Raw genomic sequence first — 20,278 nt, 5'->3', positions numbered from 1 at the left:
GAGTATGATTAACAAATTAGTGGAAAACATTAAGAAAACAAATGCACCGATCGTAGTAGGACTGGATCCGATGTTGAATTATATACCGGATCAGGTAAAAGCAAAAGCATTTGCAGAATTCGGAGAGACACTGGAAGGAGCTGCGGAAGCAATCTGGCAGTTCAATAAAGAGATCGTGGACAAGACTTACGATCTGATTCCGGCAGTGAAACCGCAGATCGCCATGTATGAGCAGTTCGGTATTCCGGGACTTGCGGCATTTAAAAAGACAGTAGATTACTGCAAGGAGAAAGGGCTTGTTGTTATCGGAGATATCAAGAGAGGGGATATCGGATCTACATCCGCAGCCTATGCGGTAGGACATATCGGAAAGGTACAGGTGGGAAGCAGATCCTACGCCCCGTTTGACGAGGATTTTGTGACAGTCAATCCGTATCTTGGTTCCGACGGAGTCAATCCGTTTATCGATGTCTGCAAAGAAGAAAAGAAAGGTCTCTTTATTCTTGTTAAAACATCCAACCCGTCAAGCGGTGAATTCCAGGATCAGCTGATCGACGGACGTCCGCTCTACGAACTGGTTGGAGAAAAAGTTGCCCAGTGGGGAGAAGGATGCATGGGAGATGAGTACAGCTACATCGGCGCGGTTGTAGGAGCAACGTACCCGGAGATGGGAAAAGTGCTCCGCAAGATTATGCCGAAGTCCTATATTCTGGTACCGGGATACGGCGCACAGGGCGGACAGGGCAAGGATCTCGTACACTTCTTTAACGAGGACGGTCTTGGAGCAATTGTCAATTCATCCAGAGGCATTATCGCGGCCTACAAGCAGGAGAAATACGCACGTTTTGGAGCCGAGAATTTTGGAGATGCTTCCAGAGCGGCTGTAGAAGATATGATTGCGGATATCAGTCAGGCACTGAACAACAGATAATACCGGATAAGGGGAAAAGAAGAGATGGCAGAAAGAGAAAAAGAACTGGCAGTGATTCATTCTCAGGAACAGCTGGCAGATGGAATTTTCAGTATGTGGATTAAGACGAAGGCGGCCGAAAGTGCAGTGCCGGGTCAGTTTATTTCCATGTACACAAACGATGGAAGCAAACTGCTTCCGCGCCCGATCAGTATTTGTGAGATCGACCGGGAGCAGGGAATGCTCCGGGTCGTATACAGGGTAACAGGAGAGAATACCGGAACAGAAGAGTTTTCCAAAATGAAAGCGGGAGATACACTTCCGGTCATCGGACCTCTTGGGAACGGCTTTCCTCTTGAGGCGGCAAAAGGAAAGAAAGCGTTTCTGATGGGAGGCGGAATCGGGGTACCTCCGATTCTCGAACTTGCCCGTCAGATTGACTGCGAAAAGCAGATTATTGTGGGATACCGGGATGCGCAGACATTCCTGAAAAAAGAGTTTGAGCAAAATGGAACGGTATATATTTCCACAGAGGACGGAAGTGTAGGAACAAAAGGAAACGTGATGGATGCGATCCGTGAAAATCAGCTGGATGCGGACATTATCTATGCATGCGGACCGACACCGATGCTCCGTGCAATCAAAGACTATGCGGAGGGAAAAGGCATTCCGTGCTACATTTCTCTGGAAGAGAGAATGGCATGCGGAATCGGCGCCTGCCTTGCCTGCGTGTGCAAATCAAAGGAAGTCGATCATCACAGCCATGTGCACAACAAGCGCATCTGTAAAGACGGTCCGGTATTTCTTTCGACGGAGGTGGAATTATAATGGCAGATACAAGAGTAACGATTGCGGGAGTAGAGTGGAAAAACCCGGTTACAACAGCCTCCGGAACCTTCGGATCCGGTGCGGAATTCTGTGAATTCGTAGATCTGAACAAACTTGGTGCTGTGACGACAAAAGGTGTTGCCAATGTTCCATGGGAAGGCAATCCGACCCCAAGAGTGGCGGAAGTCTACGGCGGTATGATGAATGCGGTAGGACTTCAGAATCCGGGGATTGATGTCTTCTGTGAGAGGGATATTCCGTTCCTCCGTCAGTATGACACCAATATCATTGTGAATGTCTGCGGACGTTCCGAGGAAGATTACTGTGAAGTCGTGGAACGGCTTGCGTCCGAAGATGTGGATATGCTGGAGATCAACATTTCCTGTCCGAACGTCAAAGAGGGCGGAATCGCTTTCGGACAGAATCCAAAGGCGGCAGAAGCAATTACAAAGGCGGTAAAGAAATATGCAAAACAGCCGGTCATCATGAAGTTAAGCCCGAACGTGACGGACATCACGGAGATGGCAAAAGCGGTAGAGGCGGGTGGAGCCGATGCGGTTTCCCTGATCAATACGCTGACCGGCATGAAGATCGATATTAACCGGAAACAGTTCGTACTGGCAAATAAAACCGGAGGAGTATCCGGACCGATTGTAAAACCGGTGGCAGTGCGGATGGTATATCAGGTGGCAAACGCCGTGAAGATTCCTGTGATCGGTATGGGAGGAATCAGTACCTGGGAAGATGCTGTGGAGTTTATTCTTGCGGGAGCAAGTGCCGTATCAGTCGGAACAGCGAATTTCTTCAATCCAAAGGCGACAGAAGAAATCGCAGAAGGCATTGCGGCGTACATGGACAAGAATGGATTCCAGACCGTGGCCGACATGACAGGCATTGTCAAATAACATTTGATTTTGGAAAAACGAAAGAAGATCGAAATACCAAAAAGAAAGAGTCTGGCGTATCGTAAAGGTACGCCTTTTCTTTTTCAACTTCTCTGTAAAAAGAAAGGAAGAAGGAGGAAAGCGGTATGATTCGCATGATGGAAGAAAAGGATCTTGACCAGGTGGCAGCAGTCTGGTTAAGTGGAAATAAAGAGGCACACCCGTTTGTGCCGAAGCAATACTGGGAGGAAAACCTTCCGGAGGTCAAAAAGCAGTTTTTGTAGGCGGAGATCTTCGTGTATGAGGAAGAGCAGGCTGTAAGAGGATTTGCCGGACTTCAGGGAGACTACCTTGCAGGAATCTTCGTGGAACAGAAATTCCGTTCCCGCGGGATCGGAAAGAGGCTTCTCGATGAGGTCAAAAAAACGCATCCGAAACTGACGCTGCATGTCTATCGGAAAAACAAGGGTGCAGCAGCGTTTTATGAAAGAGAAGGATTCCGGATTGCCGGAGAAGGTGTGGATGAAGCAACCGGGGAAGTAGAATACACGATGAGTTATACGAGAAAATAACCGGATATCAAATCTGATATGGAGGCCCCTGGGAATTGAAAAACTTCAGGGAGTATGTTAGAATTGAAAAGAATTTAACCGTTGCTGCCTGATGATGACGGGCAGAAGGATAAAAATAAAGAGTCTGGATGAAAAGTCCACAAACACGGAGGTTTGAAAAGAGATGGAAGCATACAAGAAAGAGTTTATCGAATTTATGGTGGAGAGCGATGTGCTCAAATTTGGAGAATTTACGTTAAAGAGCGGACGGAAATCTCCGTTCTTCATGAACGCAGGAGCTTATGTGACAGGATCTCAGTTAAAGAAGCTTGGAGAATACTACGCAAAAGCCATCCACGACACATACGGTGATGATTTTGACGTGCTGTTTGGGCCGGCTTACAAGGGGATTCCGCTCAGCGTTGTAACAGCGATTGCATACAGTGAGCTTTACGGAAAAGAAGTACGTTACTGCTCTGACAGAAAAGAGGAAAAAGACCACGGCGCAGACAAGGGAAGCTTCCTTGGGAGCCAGTTAAAAGACGGTGACCGTGTGATCATGATCGAAGATGTAACGACATCCGGAAAATCCATGGAAGAGACCGTGCCGAAGGTCAAAGGTGCTGCAGATGTAACAATCAAAGGACTGATGGTATCTCTGAACCGTATGGAAGTAGGGAAAGGCGGCGAGAAATGTGCGCTGGACGAAGTAAAAGACCTGTATGGATTTGATACGGCGGCGATTGTTACAATGGAGGAAGTTGTAGAGCATCTTTATAATCAGCCTTGCCAGGGAAAGATTGTGATAGATGATGCATTAAAAGCAGCAATTGACGCATATTATGAACAGTACGGAGTAAAATAAGGAGGCCTGTAAGATGGAAGAAAAAGTATACCGCAGCATGGGAGTCATCGGTGCATGCAATCTTGCAGTCGGAATCATTCTGATGGTTGTCGGAGTGACCTGCGGGATTTTGTCAATCATCGGAGGAGCGCACTTATTTAAAAATCAGAAAAAGCTTACATTTTAAGGCGGTGCCGATTTGAGAACACAGGAAAGAAACTGGCTGAGGAGACTTGGCAAATTGTTGTTTGTTCTTTACATTGTGTTTCTGTTCTGGTTTTTGTTATTTTCAGACTGGTATGGCCGAAGCGGTGAGATGAGGGAGTATCATTACAATCTGGAACTGTTCAGAGAAATCCGGAGATTCTGGACGTACCGGGAACAGCTCGGCCTGCTGACATTTACCAATCTGATTGGAAATGTACTGATTTTTGTGCCGTTTGGTTTCTTTATGCCGATGGCAAGCAGATACTGGAACCGGAGTTTTTTCCTTACCGTGTTTTATAGTTTTGGAATCAGCTTTTTTGTGGAAGTATTTCAGCTCCTTACGAAAGTAGGGAGCTTTGATGTAGATGATCTGCTTTTGAATACAGCCGGGGGACTGTGCGGATATATACTGTTTGCGCTATGTAATGTAATAAGGAGAAACTATGTGGAAAAACGACAAAGAAAACGACAGAGGCAGAAGAAGAATAAGAGGTAGAAAAAGACGGGAGAGGGAAAGAGAAAGACGAAAAAAAAGGATCCAAAAGAGAGATGAAAATAGAACACCTCATGCATCCAGAGGAATCACATCCTGTATCTATGCGGGAGGTTTTTTTGTGGCGCTGATTGTTATGATTATTATTTCCATTGTCACAGGAGGAAATGCTCCGGCGTTCGTCGGCGGGCTTGCGCTTGTGATCTTTTTTGGCTCATGGATGGGTGTTATCACCGGTTTCCGGGGATTCAAAGAACGAGACAAAAATTATATTACCTGTAAGATCGGAGTTGCATGTAATCTGGCAATTCTGATTGGTTTCGCGGGAATTTTTATCAGGGGGCTTTTGTAAGATGGATGATGTGATGGTAAGAGAACGATATGAGCTTTCCAAAGAGCGTCTCGGCGTTATCATGTTAGAGGAGACGGTCAAAGAGCCGTACCGGGATTATTTCAGAAAGACAGCAGAATTTCTTCTGATGCTGGACGAGGTACAGGAACTGGTACGAAACAGAGACTGGGAGAGTGCGGATATTTTGATGCTGGCGGAGGAGAACCGGAAGCTTTATGAGGATATTCTCCCGGAACAGTATGAGACAAGCTATGGAAATCCGGCTTATGCACAGAAAATGCTGGGAGAGACGTTTGGCAGTTTTTTAAGTGCGCTTTACAGTGAGATGCGTTCCGGCATTGTGTATGCATATGAAGGACAGATGGAATATCTCTCCATTCTGAACGAATTATTTATTGAGATTTATAACTGCTTTGAAGAGGAACCGGAGTATCAGGCAGTCAGAGATATTTTTTACTGGTACGCGAATGATTACTGTGAAGTATTTGCGGCAGACCGGATTATGGATCAGATTGATCCGGACCGTACCTTTGCGGTGGATATTATCTGCAGGAGTGATTTGAGCGATCTGAAGTATCTGTACCGCTATGGCGAATATATTTCCGACAATGAGATCGAGACGGCAAAATATATTGCCGATCTTCCGGAGGAGACGATTCAGAAGATGGCGGATGTTTATACAGAGGGATTCCGCAAAGGATTTGTTCTTGGAAATAAAGATCTGTCAAAGAAGACAACGGTAAACATCCGGTTTAAGCTTGGATTTGAGCGGGTCGTAAAGCAGGCAGTCGCAAACTTTGAAGCTATGGGGCTGCGCCCAACGATCTACCGTGCAGGGGCAAGTGTGCTGACAAGACGCGGTGTTTCCAGAAACGGGTATTTCGGAAGAATTCCAAATCAGCAGTATGATTACGACCATAAGGACGATCAGGCGCTGTTTATGGACAAGCACTATGTGGAGCGCAGGCTGGAAGTGATGAAGACTGTATACGAGCAGAATAAAGAGCTGGCAGCAGGATTTGCCGGCCCGGCAGTGATGGAAGTCTTCGGTGAGATTCCGTTTGCTCCGCAGAAGAAAGAAGAGGCGCTTACTCTTACGAAAAAGCAGGAAGAAATGCTGCTTTCCTTTGACGGCAAGGCAGGCCAGATCACAAATACCTATATTCCGGGCGATGAGAGAAGCTTTACGATCATCTCATGGCCGGTGCCGGAGATCGGAGAGAAGTTTGAGGAGATCTTTGGAGAAGTGATCCGGATCAATACGCTGGATTCAGACCTGTATTCCAAAGTACAGCAGACCATGATTGATGCTCTGGATGAAGGGGAGTCCGTACACATTCTCGGATCAGGCGAAAACCGTACTGATCTGACGGTACAGCTTTACCGCCTTCAGGATCCGCAGAAAGAAACGATTTTTGAAAACTGCGTTGCGGATGTCAATATTCCGGTGGGAGAAGTATTCACCTCTCCGGTGCTCAGAGGCACGAACGGAGTGCTGCATGTAAGCCGGGTATATTTAAACGGTCTTCAGTACCGGGATCTGGAAATCCGTTTCCAGGACGGCATGATTTCCGGGTATGGATGCGGAAATTTTGAGGATGAAAAAGCGTGCAGGGACTATGTGAAGGAAAACATTCTGTTTAACCATGAGACCCTTCCGCTGGGGGAATTTGCCATCGGAACCAATACGACTGCCTATGTGGCAGGACGCAGATTCGGAATCGAGGACAAGTATCCGATTCTCATTGCGGAAAAAACCGGACCGCATTTTGCGGTAGGCGATACGTGCTACAGCTACAGTGAGGATACGAAGGTCTACAATCCGGACGGAAAAGAGATTGTGGCAAGAGATAACGAAGTTTCCATTCTGCGAAAAGAGAATCCGGAACAGGCCTACATGCACTGCCATACAGATATCACCATCCCGTACGATGAACTGGGAGCGATCACGGTGATCCGGAAAGACGGAAGTGAAATTCCGCTTCTGAAAGACGGACGTTTTGTCCTGCCGGGAACAGAGATTTTGAACGAACCTTTGGACTGCCGCTAAATCATAAGCAGGGCAGGTTCCCAGTTATAAGAAAATATAATCACTACACAGGCGGGCATCGGTTGACAGAGCCCGCCTGTATTAGTAAAATAACTTATAAATAGGAATCTATTTATTTAGAAAACTTATAAATCATAGACCTGAGAAAAGAAAGGAAGGACACTATGCCAAAAGTAGGAATTGTTATGGGCAGCGACTCAGATATGAAAGTAATGAGCCAGGCTGCTGATATGCTGGAAAAATTAGGAGTAGAATACGAGATGACAATCATCTCCGCACACCGTGAGCCGGATGTTTTCTACGAATACGCGAAATCTGCGGAAGAAAAGGATTTCAAAGTAATCATCGCAGGAGCCGGAATGGCTGCGCATCTTCCTGGCATGTGCGCTGCAATCTTCCCGATGCCGGTCATCGGTATTCCAATGACAGGAAAGGTACTGGACGGTCAGGACGCACTTTATTCCATCGTACAGATGCCGCCTGGAATCCCGGTTGCAACAGTAGCAATCGACGGCGGAAAGAATGCCGCAATCCTTGCAGCGAAAATTCTTGCAACCTCTGATCCGGAACTGCTTCAGAGACTGAAGGATTACTCAAAAGAGATGAAGGAAGAGGTCGAGGCAAAGGCGGAGAAGCTTGCAAAGCTTGGACATAAAGAATACATGGCTCAGAAAGCCGCAAAATAAATTCAGAAAACACGATCTTATGGAGGAACGATCATGGATTATAAGAATGCAGGTGTGGATATCGAAGCAGGTTACAAGTCAGTAGAACTGATGAAAGAGCACATCAAAAAGACGATGCGTCCGGAAGTGATCGGAGGACTGGGAGGATTTTCCGGTGCCTTTTCACTGGAGAAAATCAAAAACATGGAGGAGCCTGTATTGTTATCCGGTACAGATGGATGCGGAACAAAGGTAAAGCTTGCCATGGTACTGGACAAGCATGACACCATCGGAATCGATGCAGTGGCAATGTGTGTCAATGACATTGCCTGTGCAGGCGGTGAACCGCTGTTTTTCCTTGACTATATTGCCTGCGGGAAAAATGAACCGGAAAAGATCGCTACGATCGTAAGCGGAGTTGCAGAAGGATGCGTACAGTCCGGCGCGGCTCTGATCGGCGGTGAAACAGCAGAGCATCCGGGACTGATGGCAGAGGATGAATACGATCTGGCCGGATTTGCCGTAGGTGTCTGCGACAAGAAGGATATGATTACAGGAGAGACATTAAAAGAAGGAGATGTCCTGATCGGCATCGCTTCCTCCGGTGTACACAGCAACGGATTTTCTCTTGTAAGAAAAGTATTTGACATGAGCAGAGAATCTCTGGAGACATATCATGAGTGTCTGGGATGTACGCTCGGAGAAGCCCTTCTTGCACCGACAAGAATTTATGTAAAGGCTCTCAAGAGTATCCGCGAGGCAGGCGTGACTGTAAAAGCATGCAGCCACATCACGGGAGGCGGATTCTATGAGAATGTACCGCGTATGCTCAAAGACGGCACACATGCAGTAATCAGAAAAGACAGCTATGAAGTTCCGGCGATCTTCCGCATGCTTGCGAAAGAAGGAGATATCGAGGAACATATGATGTACAATACCTTCAACATGGGAATCGGAATGGTGATTGCCGTGGATGAAAGCGATGTGGAAGCAACACTTTCCGCAATCGAAGCAGCAGGAGACAAAGCCTGCGTGATCGGAAACATTGAGGCAGGAGAAAAAGGAGTCACATTATGCTAAGAGTGGTAGTCCTGGTATCCGGCGGCGGTACGAATCTTCAGGCCGTTCTGGATGCAGTGCGGGATGGAAAGATCACAAACACCGAAGTGGCCGGTGTGATCAGCAACAATAAAAAGGCATATGCCCTGACGAGGGCCGAGCAGGCAGGGATTCCGGCAAAATGCGTTTCCCCGAAAGACTTTGAGGACCGTGCCCGGTTTAACCATGCCCTCATGGAGGCGGTGGATGCGTTCCAGCCGGATCTGATCGTGCTTGCCGGATTCCTTGTGGTGATTCCGGCGGAGCTGATCCGTAAATATGAAAACCGGATTATCAATATCCACCCGTCTCTGATCCCGTCTTTCTGCGGAACGGGATATTACGGGCTGAAAGTACATGAGGCTGCCCTGGCGCGTGGAGTGAAGATTACAGGAGCGACCGTGCATTTTGTAGATGAAGGGACAGATACCGGACCGATTATTCTTCAGAAAGCAGTGGAAGTGTTCCCGGACGATACGCCGGAAGTGCTTCAGAGACGTGTGATGGAGCAGGCAGAGTGGCAGATCATGCCGGAAGCGGTCAATCTGATCGCCAACGGGAAAGTGTCTGTAAAAGACGGACACGTCGTGATTCAGAAATAGAGACAAAAAGGGGTATTGTAGGAAAGAAAGACAATACCCTTTTTCTGGTTGATACAGTAAGGAGGATGTCAGATGAAAGTAATGATTGTCGGCGGAGGCGGGAGAGAACACGCTATCGCCATGAGTGTCGCAAAGAGCAGCAAGGTGGAGAAGATTTACTGCCTTCCGGGAAATGCAGGGATCGAGGAGGTTGCAGAGTGTGCGCCGATCGGACCGATGGAGTTTGAGAAGATCCGGGACTTTGCAAAGGAAAAGAAGATCGATCTTGCTGTGATCGGAATGGATGATCCGCTGGTAGGAGGACTGACGGATGTCCTGGAGGAAGCCGGAATCCGTACCTTCGGACCACGGAAAAATGCGGCGATCCTCGAGGGAAGCAAGGCGTTTTCCAAAGATCTGATGAAGAAATACAATATTCCGACGGCTGCTTACGAAAATTTCGACAATGCAGAGGAAGCGGTTTCCTATCTGGAGACAGCCAAATATCCGATTGTCTTAAAGGCAGACGGACTTGCGCTTGGAAAGGGCGTTCTGATCTGCAACAGTTTTGAGGAAGCAAAAGAAGGCGTCAAAGAGATCATGCTGGATAAGAAATTCGGAGCATCCGGAAATACAATGGTAGTGGAAGAGTTCATGACAGGAAGAGAAGTATCGGTTCTCTCTTTTGTGGACGGCAAAACCGTAAAAACGATGACTTCCGCACAGGACCACAAGCGTGCCAAAGACGGAGATGAAGGATTAAATACCGGTGGAATGGGTACATTTTCACCGAGCCCGTTCTATACCGAAGAGATTGCGGCATACTGTGAGCAGCACATTTTCCAGCCGACCGTGGACGCTATGCGTGCGGAGGGAAGAGAGTTCAAGGGAATCATCTTCTTTGGCCTGATGCTTACAGAAGACGGACCGAAGGTACTGGAATATAATGCAAGATTTGGAGATCCGGAGGCGCAGGTTGTACTTCCAAGAATGAAGACAGACATTGTAGATGTCATGGAAGCATGCATTGACGGAACGCTGGATCAGGTCAATCTGGAATTCGAAGACAATGCGGCAGTCTGCGTTGTGCTGGCGTCTGACGGCTATCCGGTTTCCTACGAGAAAGGCATCCCGATTACCGGATTTGAAAACTTCAAAGACAAAGAAGGATATTACTGTTTCCATGCGGGAACGAAGAAAAATGAGAAAGGCGAGATCGTAACAAACGGCGGCCGTGTTCTTGGCATTACCGCAAAGGGAGCAGACTTAAAAGAAGCAAGAAAGAACGCTTACGAGGCAACGGAGTGGATTTCCTTTGCCAACAAATATATGCGCCATGATATCGGAAAGGCCATTGACGAGGCATAAAGGTGCGGGAAAACCGGAAGAACGGGTACAGAAAGAGGCTCTGTATCCGTTTTTTCATTTAACAGGAAACTTCGTTCCCTGTTAAACAAAAACGCTCCGCGGGATGCGCACTCGCGGAACTCTTTGTTCTTTCCAGCCTTGATTGCAAAAGGAGAAAGAAGGGCATATAATAAGAAGAACGAGAAGAAAAGGAGTAAGGTCAGATGATTTATGAAAATATACTTGAGGCGGCAGGGAATACCCCTCTGATCCGTCTGCAGCACATGACAGGGAAGGATGACGCGCAGATTCTTGTGAAATTTGAGGCGGTCAATGTGGGTGCTTCCATCAAGACGCGGACGGCACTTGGAATGATCGAGGCGGCTGAAAAGGAAGGAAAAATTACAAAAGATACCGTGATTGTGGAGCCGACAAGCGGAAACCAGGGAATCGGTCTTGCATTGATCGGTGCAGTAAAAGGATATCGTACAATCATCATCATGCCGGATTCTGTCAGTGAGGAGAGAAGAAAACTGGTCCGTCAGTACGGAGCGGAAGTCCGACTGATCCACGATGCGGGGAATATTGGCGACTGCATTCAGGAATGCCTGAACACTGCCCTTCGGATGGCCGAAGAAAACCCGAATGTTTTCGTGCCGCAACAGTTCGAAAATGAGAATAATGTCCGGGTGCACTATGAATGGACCGGACGGGAGATTCTTTCACAGGCAGACTGCACCATCGACGGATTTTGTTCCGGAATCGGTACCGGGGGTACCATAACGGGAATCGGGAAGGCACTGAAAGAGGCAAATCCGGACACCGTCATCTGGGCAGTCGAACCGGAACATGCGGCGATTCTTTCCGGAAAGGAAGTGGGAACCCACGTGCAGATGGGAATCGGGGACGGGCTGATTCCGGGCATCCTCGATCAGGAGATTTATGATGATATTACAATTGTGACAGACGAGGAAGCCCTTCAGACAGCCAGAGAACTTGCGGCGAAAGAAGGACTGATGTGCGGGATCTCCAGTGGAACGAATGTGGCAGCAGCCCGCAGAATGGCAGCACAGCTTGGAAAAGGAAAAACTGTGGTAACGATCCTCCCTGACACGGCAGAACGGTACTTCTCCACGCCGCTGTTTGAAGCATAGGAAAGCCGGATAAAGTATCTTTTTCTTGCAAAATCATGCCATCTGTTATATGATGTGTGTAACAAACGAAAGAAAAGGGTGGAGCGTTTATGAAAGAAATCATGATAGAGATTGATTTTAACAGTGATGAAGCGATCTACATGCAGCTGCGCAACCAGATCATTATGGGGATCGCACTTTCCGCGATTCAGGATGGAGACACGCTCCCATCGGTGCGAAAACTCTCCGAGCAGATCGGCGTGAACATGCACACGGTCAATAAGGCTTATACCGTACTGAAGCAGGAGGGATTCATACAGCTTGACAGAAGGAGGGGAGCTGTGATTGCGGTCAGTGAGGATAAACTTCACGCGCTGGAAGATATGAAGAGGCAGCTCCGTATGGTCCTTGCAAGAGGATACTGTAAAAATATTACGCGGGAAGAAGTACACGAGCTGGTGGACGAGATTTTCCACGAATACGAGACAGAGTAAATCAGATCAGGAGGATAGGCATGGAGAACAGATATACAAGGCAGGCCCAGGAAGCACTGGATGCGGCCGGAAACTACGCGAAGGATTTCAAGCATCCGTACATCGGGACAGAGCATCTGCTTCTGGGGCTGAAATCTGTCTATTCCGGAGTGGCAGGGCAGGTACTGGATATGAACGGCCTGAAAGAGGATGAAGTGGTGAAAGTCGTGGGAGAACTGGTGTCCACGGTAGGGGAAGAGACCTTTTCGGGGACACCGGAAGAAAGCCCGAGACTGAAATTCATACTGGAAGAAAGCCGGAAGATCGCGGAGCGTTTCCGTATGGAAGAAATTGGAACGGAGCATATGCTTCTGGCAATTATTCAGGATACTGACTGCGTGGCGGCAAGGATTCTCATCACTTTGAATTTAAATCTTCAGAAGGTGATGCAGGACTGCCTCGCTGCTATCGGAGAAAATCCAAAAGCATTTGCCGAAAAAAATGAAGGCGCTGCAAAAGGCGCAGTTCTGGAACAGTACTGCACCGACCTGACAGCCCTTGCGGAAGATGGAAGGCTGGATCCGGTGGTCGGCCGTGAGGAAGAGATGCAGAGACTGATGCAGATCTTAAGCCGCAGAACAAAGAACAATCCGTGCATGGTCGGTGAGCCGGGTGTAGGAAAGACGGCAATTATCGAAGGCATTGCACAGCGGATCGCCAAAGAGGCGGTCCCGGAAAAAATGAGAGAAAAAAGAGTACTGTCACTGGATCTGGCGGCTCTGATTGCCGGCTCCAAATACCGGGGAGAGTTTGAAGAGCGGATGAAACGACTGGTAAATGAAGTGAAGGCGGACGGAAACATTATCCTGTTCCTGGATGAGATTCATACGGTAGTCGGCGCAGGCGGCGCGGAAGGCGCCATGGATGCGTCCAATATTTTAAAACCGTCTCTGGCAAGAGGGGAGATCCAGCTGATCGGGGCAACGACGATCACAGAATACCGGAAATACATTGAAAAAGATGCCGCACTTGAGAGACGATTCCAGCCGGTCATGGTAGAAGAACCGTCCAAAGAAGAGACCATCCGGATTCTGGAAGGAATCCGTGAAAAATACGAGGTACATCATAAGATCGCAATCAGCCAGGAGGCGCTTGAGGAGGCAGTGGTACTCTCTGACCGTTATATCAGCGATCGATTCCTGCCGGATAAGGCGATTGACGTTCTGGATGAAGCCTGCTCCAAAGCAGCGCTTCGCGGCTTCAAAGTACCGGAGAACATTGAGCAGATGGAACAGCTGGTAAGGAATCTGGATCAGGATCTGGAAGCATCCATCAAAGAAGGGCGTATGGAAGAGGCATCACTTCTTGTGAAGGAGAAAAAGGAAACCAGTGAGAAACTTCGTCAGGCCAAAGGAAGACTGAACCGGAAACAGAAGAATTCCCGGATTGTCCTGACAGAAGGGGATATCGCGGAAGTTGTGGCAGAATGGACAAAGATTCCGGTGCAGAAGCTTGCCCAGTCAGAGACAGAGCGTCTCAGAAAACTGGAGAAGACATTGCACAAACGAGTGATCGGCCAGGAGGATGCGGTGAGTGCGGTAGCAAGAGCAGTAAAAAGAGGCCGGGTCGGTCTCAAAGATCCGACCAGACCGGTAGGCTCATTCCTCTTCCTTGGACCGACAGGAGTCGGAAAGACCGAGCTTTCCAAGGCACTGGCTGAGGCACTGTTCGGGGACGAAGAGTCCATGATCCGGATCGACATGTCCGAATACATGGAAAAACACAGCGTATCCAAGCTGATCGGCTCCCCTCCGGGATATGTAGGACATGAGGACGGCGGACAGCTCAGCGAAAAAGTCAGACGGCATCCATATTCTGTGGTACTCTTTGATGAGATCGAGAAAGCGCATCCGGATGTATTCAATATCCTGCTTCAGGTGCTGGATGACGGACATATCACAGATTCTCAGGGAAGAAAAGTAGACTTCAGAAACACGGTGATCATTATGACCTCCAATGCGGGCGCACAGTCCATCGTGGATGCAAAACGTCTCGGATTCAATGCCGTGCAGGACGAAAAAGAAGACTATAAAAAGATGCAGAGCAATGTAATGGATGAAGTGAAACGGATCTTCCGGCCGGAGTTTTTAAACCGGATCGATGAGATCATTGTGTTCCATGCCCTGACAGAAAAAGAACTGGAAAAGATTGTAGGACTGTTATGCCAGGATCTTGTCAGAAGGGCAAAGGAACAGCTGGATATTACACTGAAAATCCGAAGCTCTGTGAAAAAGAAGATTGCCGGAGCCGGAAATGACCGGAAATACGGAGCAAGACCGTTGAAACGTGCTCTGCAGACACAACTGGAAGATCCGCTGACAGAAGCGATACTGAATGGAGAGATCAAGCGGGGCGATCTGGTAGAAGCAGGAGTTTCTAAAAAAGAGATAAAATTTACAGTGAAAGAGACAAAGAACTAGAAAAAAAGAGCCGTTTATTATATAATGAGACTACGGTAAATATAAGATACGACCAGGAGGAAAAAGACATGACAGCAGTCAAAGAGTTACTGAGGGCGAATGAGGATGGAACGATCAGCTTCGGCGATTATACCTTACCTTCCAAGACGAAGAAAGAAGGATTCGAGTTTGAGGGAGATATCTATAAGGTGAAGACCTTTTCAGAGATCACAAAGCTTGAGAAAAATGGCATGTTCGTTTACGAATCGGTCCCAGGAACTGCAGTAGAAGGATTCCGCGCGGAGGAAAGCGGAGTATCTTTTCAGGTGAGCGGTAAAGAGGATGCTCAGTTTACACTGGAACTGGAGGCGGACAGCGAATACACTGTATATCTGGATGATGTGAACGCAGGGAAGATGAAGACAAACCTGAGTGGAAAATTAAGTGTCAGTGCAGAGCTGCAGCCGGATCAGACTGTTTGTGTGAGAATCATAAAAGCATAACTGGACAGGCAAAATGCTGCAAAGACCGGAAGATGGCTTTGCAGCATTTTTTTATTCTATCAGGAAAGTATATTGGACTTACTTCAGGTATTATCAGAGAGAAATTCAGTCAGGAAAGAGGAAAATCAGAATGGCAAAGACAAAAAAGACGGTATTTTTCTGTCAGAATTGCGGGCACGAGGAGGCAAAATGGCTTGGGCAGTGTCCCGCATGCAAGGAATGGAATACATTTGTAGAAGAAAAGAAAATCCCGGAAAAGGGCAGTATGACCAGAGACCGGGAAAAAGCAGAGCCGGTTTCCCTCTCACAGATAGAAACAAAAGGGGAGGACAGAATCCGGACAGAGATGGAAGAACTGGACCGTGTACTTGGTGGAGGGATTGTCAAAGGCTCTCTCGTTTTGGTGGGCGGGGATCCGGGAATCGGAAAGTCCACGCTGCTTTTGCAGATGTGCCGGATTCTGGGAGATAAGAAAGAAGATATCATTTATATTTCCGGAGAAGAATCTGCAAGGCAGATCAAACTTCGGGCAGACCGGATGGGGGACTTTAGTGACCGGATTACCCTTTTGTGTGAAACAAATCTGGAAACAATCGAGGAAGTGATTCAGAGGAAAAAACCGGATGTGGCAGTGATCGATTCTATCCAGACGATGTACAGCGAGGAGATTGGTTCTGCGCCGGGAAGTGTTTCGCAGGTACGGGAGGCAACCAACACATTGATGCATCTGGCAAAAGGTATGGGAATTACGATCTTTATTGTCGGCCATGTGACAAAGGAAGGAACAGTGGCCGGTCCGAGAGTGCTGGAACATATGGTGGATACGGTTCTGTATTTTGAAGGAGACAGACATGCGTCCTACAGGATTCTGCGGGGAGTCAAAAACAGATTTGGTTCCACCAATGAGATCGGCGTCTTTGAAATGAGAGAGGACGGGCTTCACGAAGTCAAAAATCCGTCTGAATTTATGCTGAACGGCAGGCCGGAACAGGCGTCAGGTTCCATTGTAGCATGCTCCATGGAAGGAACAAGGCCGATTCTTCTGGAAATTCAGGCGCTGGTCTGCCGGACAAACTTTGGTATGCCGAGAAGAACGGCAGCGGGCACAGATTATAATCGTGTAAATCTGCTGATGGCAGTACTGGAAAAACGGCTTGGCATGGCTCTGGGAGACTGCGATGCTTATGTGAATATTGCAGGTGGAATCCGGATGAATGAACCTGCCATTGATCTTGGTATTGTTCTGGCGCTTGTATCCAGTTATCAGAATAAAGTCACAGATCCGCATATGATTGTGTTTGGAGAAGTCGGATTAAGCGGGGAAGTCCGTGCGGTCAGCATGCCAAAGCAAAGAGTTCTGGAAGCGAAAAAACTTGGATTTCAGACCTGTATGCTGCCGGCTGTTTCCATGGACAGCGTTGGCAAGGTTGAAGGGATGAGGTTGATCGGGGTAAAAAATGTCGGCGAAGCAATTCAATATCTATAAAAGGGTTGACAAACATACCGACAGTATGATAAATTCTATACATACTAAAAGTATGTATAGAGGAGAGGATTGAAATGGCACGAAACAAGCATCCGGAAGAGACTGTGGAAAAGATCCTGGATGTAGCAAGCCGCCTGTTTCTGGAAAAAGGTTATGAGCATACATCTATCCAGGACATCATCAACAACCTGGGGGGCTTGAGTAAGGGGGCAATTTATCATCATTTCAAATCAAAAGAAGACATCCTGATCGCAGTAACAGACCGTATGACAATGGAATCAAACCAGGGACTTGCAAAGATACGGGATGCATCCGCCATGAACGGGAAGGAGAAGCTGCAGGAGATTTTCAAGGCTTCAATCAACCGTCCGGTACAGAATGATATTTTTACGGTGGCTCCGGATTTTCAGAATAATCCCCGGCTGCTTGACAGTCTTCTCCGGGAGACGGTCGAAGTAGTGGCACCGTACTATATTCTTCCGATTATCAAAGAGGGAATTGAAGATGGATCGATTCGGACGGAGTTTCCGGAACAGCTTGCTGAGCTGATTATACTGGCGGCTAATATCTGGATGAATCCGATGGTGTTTGACAGTAGTCCGGAAGAGTCCTATGCAAAATTTATGGTATTCAGACAGATGATGCAGGGATTCGGACTGGACATTGTGGATGAAGAAATGGTGCAGAGACTGCAGGAACTGGCAGTGATTTACAACAAAAAGAAATAGTAAAGGGATTCTGCCCTGAAAAACGGGCAGTTCTTTTATAAAATTTTACATACCGACGTCCGGTATTAAAAGGAGGAAAGAATATGGTCATAGCAGAAGCAAAAGGAATCGGGAAATGGTATGAGGACAAGTGTGTACTTTTGCAGTGCAGTATGGAGATCCGGGCAGGGGAAAGTTATGGACTTGTAGGAATCAATGGAGCCGGTAAGACAACATTGATGAAAATTTTGCTGGGACTTCAGAGGGCAGAGGAAGAAAGTGTTCTTCTATTTGGCGAAAAGCCGCAGACAGACAGAAGATATCTGACCCGGATCGGCAGTATGATAGAAAGGCCCGTATTTTATGAACATCTGAATGCGGTGGAAAATTTAAAAATGCATCTTGCGTATATGCAGAGATCTGGAAATATTTCAGAGATCCTGCATCAGACCGGATTGTTTTCAGTCAGGAATAAGCCGGTATCTACATATTCGCTTGGTATGAAACAGAGGCTTGGACTGGCGCGTGCTATGATTCATCATCCTGATCTGCTTGTACTGGATGAACCTTTTAACGGGATGGACACTTTTGTTTTTGGCGGTCTCGCAGACGGAAGGAGAGGAAGATACGATTTTTCTTATTTGGGAAGGACAGGCGGCACTAGTGAGTGCGCTAAACTTTGCGTGCTGCACTATCTTTGTGACAACGGCAACAGGAAATGTGATCATCAGGGATTATGGAAAAGAGAAAGCATCCCTTCTTTTTTCTTATCCTGTTCCAAGAAAAAAGATCTATCAGGTCAAATGTCTGTTGGTAGGTGCGTTGACTTTGCCAGTCGCAATTACAGGAATTGGAGTACCGCTTGGAGTGTTGTATGCAGTGTCATGGGTAACAGGGATTCAGCTTCAGACGATTTCAGGCAGATTCTGGATGGAGGTACCTGCAGCAGGAATGAGCGTAGTATTTGTGGCGGGAGCCATGTTTACCTGCAACAGAACAGCAAATAAAATAGAAAAAATGGAGGTATAATCATGATGAAAAAAGCACGATTTTCGAGAGACTTTATCCTTGTTGTAATCGGGCAGATCATTTCCCTGTTTGGAAATGCAGCACTGCGCTTTGCGATCCCGCTTTATCTACTGAACCAGACCGGCTCTTCTGTGCTTTATGGTACGGTGACGGCCTGCGCATTTCTGCCATCAATAGTTATGTCGCCGATTGGAGGAATTGTGGCAGATCGTGTAAACAAAAGGACGATTATGGTTGTTCTTGATTTTTTTACAGCTGCATTAACTATTTTCGTTTCGATTTTTTTGGAGCAGGACGGTCAGATTTTCCTTTTGGCAGGTGCTCTGATGCTGCTGTATGGAATTGCCGGAGCGTATCAGCCATCTGTTCAGTCCGCAATTCCCGTATTGGTAACACAGCAGCATGTCATGAAAGCGAATTCGGTGATTAATACGGTGAATTCATTGTCTTCTCTGACCGGACCTGTACTCGGAGGAGTCCTTTACAGTACTTATGGACTGCGTACTGTTCTGATTATCTGTTCAGCCTGCTTTTTTGCATCGGCAGTAATGGAAATCTTTATTCATATTCCATATAAGAAGCCGGAGAAAAAAGAGGGAATCTGGAAAATCGTCCGTGCAGATTTTGAGCAAAGTTTTCAATTTATAAGAAGAGAGCGCCCGGAGATCGGAAAAGTTGTGCTGGTAATCTGCGGAATCAACCTGTTTTTGTCAGCAATGATTATAGTAGGAATGCCATACATCATTACAGAAGTATTGGAGATTCAGACCAATCTGGCAAACAGACTTTGTGGATTTGCAGAAGGAGCACTTGGAGCAGGAGGGCTTGCCGGTGGCATATGTGCGGGAATCTTTTCAGAAAAGCTACAGATAGAAGATGCAGGAAAAGCAATACTGATCTGCGCGTTGTGTTTGTTTCCAATGGGGATTTCGATGCTTCTTCCTGTTTCTGCGCTGACAGTTTATGGAGTAATGGCAGTATGTTGTTTTATAGTCATGCTGTTTTCCACGATTTTTACAGTACAGATGATATCGTACATTCAAATTGCGACACCTCGGAATCTGATAGGAAAAGTAATTGCAATGACACTGACGGTGTCGACATGTTCACAGCCTTTAGGTAATGCACTGTATGGAATCTTGTTTGATGCATGTCGGGATAAAGAAGCATTTGTTATATTGTTTGCCGGAATCACGTCTCTTCTTCTGGCAGCAGGAACCGGGAAATATTTTGGAAGCCTGAGATCACAGCCGCGCTGAAAAGCGCGGCGAAACAGGTAAAAAAAGCAAAAAAACCAAAGTGCGAAAAAAGATAGAAAAAGTCAAAAAAAGTTGTTGACATTTATAAGCCTGGATGATAATATATAACACGTTCCGCTGATAACTGTCAGCACAAAACATCTCAGAGTGACAATCCTGAGGACGGCTTTTCCGCATTGGCTTGACGGACCGCCACAGAAATTACTCGAAAAAAGATGAAAAAAGTGGTTGACAAAAAGGAACGGATGTGATAATCTAATATAGCTGTCGCGAGAGAACGGCAACGAAAACAAAGAACTTTGATAACTGAACAATAGACAACGATCCCTGAAAATTCATGAGAATTATTCAGAACAAGGAACTTCAAGTTCCACAAACCAGACAACAGTAACGGGATGGATTAGCGAGAGTTGATCTTG

Annotated in this window: 22 protein-coding genes; all 22 read left to right on the top strand. The window is 47.1% G+C overall.

What is annotated here, in order from left to right; all coding sequences use genetic code 11:
• The first annotated feature begins 4 nt into the window (after nucleotides 1–4).
• The 22 genes from pyrF (at nucleotide 5) to B5E64_RS15595 (ending at nucleotide 19,859) form a co-directional block, all read left to right on the top strand.
• Nucleotides 5–931: an orotidine-5'-phosphate decarboxylase gene (gene pyrF, locus B5E64_RS15690; protein ID WP_087169393.1), complete on the top strand. Its 927-nt coding sequence runs from the start codon at nucleotides 5–7 to the stop codon at nucleotides 929–931.
• 24 nt (nucleotides 932–955) lie between these two features.
• On the top strand, nucleotides 956–1,738 hold the full coding sequence (locus B5E64_RS15685) for a dihydroorotate dehydrogenase electron transfer subunit (protein ID WP_087169392.1): 783 nt from the start codon (nucleotides 956–958) through the stop codon (nucleotides 1,736–1,738).
• The gene (locus B5E64_RS15680) at nucleotides 1,738–2,643 is read left to right on the top strand and encodes a dihydroorotate dehydrogenase (RefSeq protein ID WP_087169391.1); all 906 of its coding nucleotides are present in this window, start codon (nucleotides 1,738–1,740) and stop codon (nucleotides 2,641–2,643) included. The genes B5E64_RS15685 and B5E64_RS15680 overlap by 1 nt, the downstream gene beginning before the upstream one ends.
• A gap of 125 nt (nucleotides 2,644–2,768) precedes the next feature.
• Nucleotides 2,769–2,906: a hypothetical protein gene (locus B5E64_RS18830; protein WP_343284091.1), complete on the top strand. Its 138-nt coding sequence runs from the start codon at nucleotides 2,769–2,771 to the stop codon at nucleotides 2,904–2,906.
• Nucleotides 2,907–2,918: 12 nt separating this feature from the next.
• A complete protein-coding gene (locus B5E64_RS18825; protein WP_343284090.1) occupies nucleotides 2,919–3,194 on the top strand; it encodes a GNAT family N-acetyltransferase in 276 nt (91 codons plus the stop codon).
• A gap of 163 nt (nucleotides 3,195–3,357) precedes the next feature.
• On the top strand, nucleotides 3,358–4,038 hold the full coding sequence (gene pyrE / locus B5E64_RS15670; protein ID WP_087169390.1) for an orotate phosphoribosyltransferase: 681 nt from the start codon (nucleotides 3,358–3,360) through the stop codon (nucleotides 4,036–4,038).
• A gap of 13 nt (nucleotides 4,039–4,051) precedes the next feature.
• The gene (locus B5E64_RS18230) at nucleotides 4,052–4,204 is read left to right on the top strand and encodes a hypothetical protein (RefSeq protein WP_171027886.1); all 153 of its coding nucleotides are present in this window, start codon (nucleotides 4,052–4,054) and stop codon (nucleotides 4,202–4,204) included.
• 12 nt (nucleotides 4,205–4,216) lie between these two features.
• A complete protein-coding gene (locus tag B5E64_RS15665) occupies nucleotides 4,217–4,720 on the top strand; it encodes a VanZ family protein (RefSeq protein WP_087169389.1) in 504 nt (167 codons plus the stop codon).
• On the top strand, nucleotides 4,668–5,069 hold the full coding sequence (locus B5E64_RS18530) for a DUF6142 family protein (protein WP_087169388.1): 402 nt from the start codon (nucleotides 4,668–4,670) through the stop codon (nucleotides 5,067–5,069). The genes B5E64_RS15665 and B5E64_RS18530 overlap by 53 nt, the downstream gene beginning before the upstream one ends.
• 1 nt (nucleotide 5,070) lies before the next feature.
• Complete coding sequence (locus B5E64_RS15655) at nucleotides 5,071–7,119, top strand: aminopeptidase (protein ID WP_242960256.1); 2,049 nt, start codon at nucleotides 5,071–5,073, stop codon at nucleotides 7,117–7,119.
• Nucleotides 7,120–7,283: 164 nt separating this feature from the next.
• Nucleotides 7,284–7,805 carry a 5-(carboxyamino)imidazole ribonucleotide mutase gene (purE, locus tag B5E64_RS15650; protein WP_087169387.1) on the top strand — a complete coding sequence of 174 codons (522 nt, stop codon included), beginning with the start codon at nucleotides 7,284–7,286 and terminating at the stop codon, nucleotides 7,803–7,805.
• 33 nt (nucleotides 7,806–7,838) lie between these two features.
• Entirely contained in the window at nucleotides 7,839–8,864 is a 1,026-nt protein-coding gene (purM, locus tag B5E64_RS15645; RefSeq protein WP_087169386.1) for a phosphoribosylformylglycinamidine cyclo-ligase, read from the top strand.
• A complete protein-coding gene (purN, locus tag B5E64_RS15640) occupies nucleotides 8,858–9,484 on the top strand; it encodes a phosphoribosylglycinamide formyltransferase (RefSeq protein WP_087169385.1) in 627 nt (208 codons plus the stop codon). The genes purM and purN overlap by 7 nt, the downstream gene beginning before the upstream one ends.
• 72 nt (nucleotides 9,485–9,556) lie before the next feature.
• Complete coding sequence (gene purD, locus B5E64_RS15635) at nucleotides 9,557–10,831, top strand: phosphoribosylamine--glycine ligase (protein WP_087169384.1); 1,275 nt, start codon at nucleotides 9,557–9,559, stop codon at nucleotides 10,829–10,831.
• A 203-nt stretch (nucleotides 10,832–11,034) separates the two neighbouring features.
• A complete protein-coding gene (gene cysK / locus B5E64_RS15630; protein ID WP_087169383.1) occupies nucleotides 11,035–11,964 on the top strand; it encodes a cysteine synthase A in 930 nt (309 codons plus the stop codon).
• A gap of 98 nt (nucleotides 11,965–12,062) precedes the next feature.
• On the top strand, nucleotides 12,063–12,437 hold the full coding sequence (locus B5E64_RS15625) for a GntR family transcriptional regulator (protein WP_087169434.1): 375 nt from the start codon (nucleotides 12,063–12,065) through the stop codon (nucleotides 12,435–12,437).
• Nucleotides 12,438–12,457: 20 nt separating this feature from the next.
• The gene (locus B5E64_RS15620) at nucleotides 12,458–14,896 is read left to right on the top strand and encodes an ATP-dependent Clp protease ATP-binding subunit (protein WP_087169382.1); all 2,439 of its coding nucleotides are present in this window, start codon (nucleotides 12,458–12,460) and stop codon (nucleotides 14,894–14,896) included.
• Nucleotides 14,897–14,964: 68 nt separating this feature from the next.
• Nucleotides 14,965–15,378 carry an endosialidase gene (locus tag B5E64_RS15615; RefSeq protein ID WP_087169381.1) on the top strand — a complete coding sequence of 138 codons (414 nt, stop codon included), beginning with the start codon at nucleotides 14,965–14,967 and terminating at the stop codon, nucleotides 15,376–15,378.
• Nucleotides 15,379–15,508: 130 nt separating this feature from the next.
• On the top strand, nucleotides 15,509–16,864 hold the full coding sequence (gene radA / locus B5E64_RS15610; RefSeq protein ID WP_087169433.1) for a DNA repair protein RadA: 1,356 nt from the start codon (nucleotides 15,509–15,511) through the stop codon (nucleotides 16,862–16,864).
• A 74-nt stretch (nucleotides 16,865–16,938) separates the two neighbouring features.
• Nucleotides 16,939–17,592 carry a TetR/AcrR family transcriptional regulator gene (locus tag B5E64_RS15605; protein WP_087169380.1) on the top strand — a complete coding sequence of 218 codons (654 nt, stop codon included), beginning with the start codon at nucleotides 16,939–16,941 and terminating at the stop codon, nucleotides 17,590–17,592.
• Between the two features lie 83 nt (nucleotides 17,593–17,675).
• Entirely contained in the window at nucleotides 17,676–18,578 is a 903-nt protein-coding gene (locus tag B5E64_RS15600) for an ATP-binding cassette domain-containing protein (protein ID WP_087169379.1), read from the top strand.
• A gap of 24 nt (nucleotides 18,579–18,602) precedes the next feature.
• Nucleotides 18,603–19,859, top strand: coding sequence for an MFS transporter (locus tag B5E64_RS15595; protein ID WP_242960255.1), 1,257 nt, complete (start codon nucleotides 18,603–18,605; stop codon nucleotides 19,857–19,859).
• The last annotated feature ends 419 nt before the right edge of the window (nucleotides 19,860–20,278 follow it).

Source organism: Drancourtella sp. An12 (genome assembly GCF_002160935.1).
In the GTDB taxonomy this organism is placed as follows: domain Bacteria; phylum Bacillota; class Clostridia; order Lachnospirales; family Lachnospiraceae; genus Sellimonas; species Sellimonas catena.
This window is presented reverse-complemented; position numbering and strand designations above follow the sequence as displayed.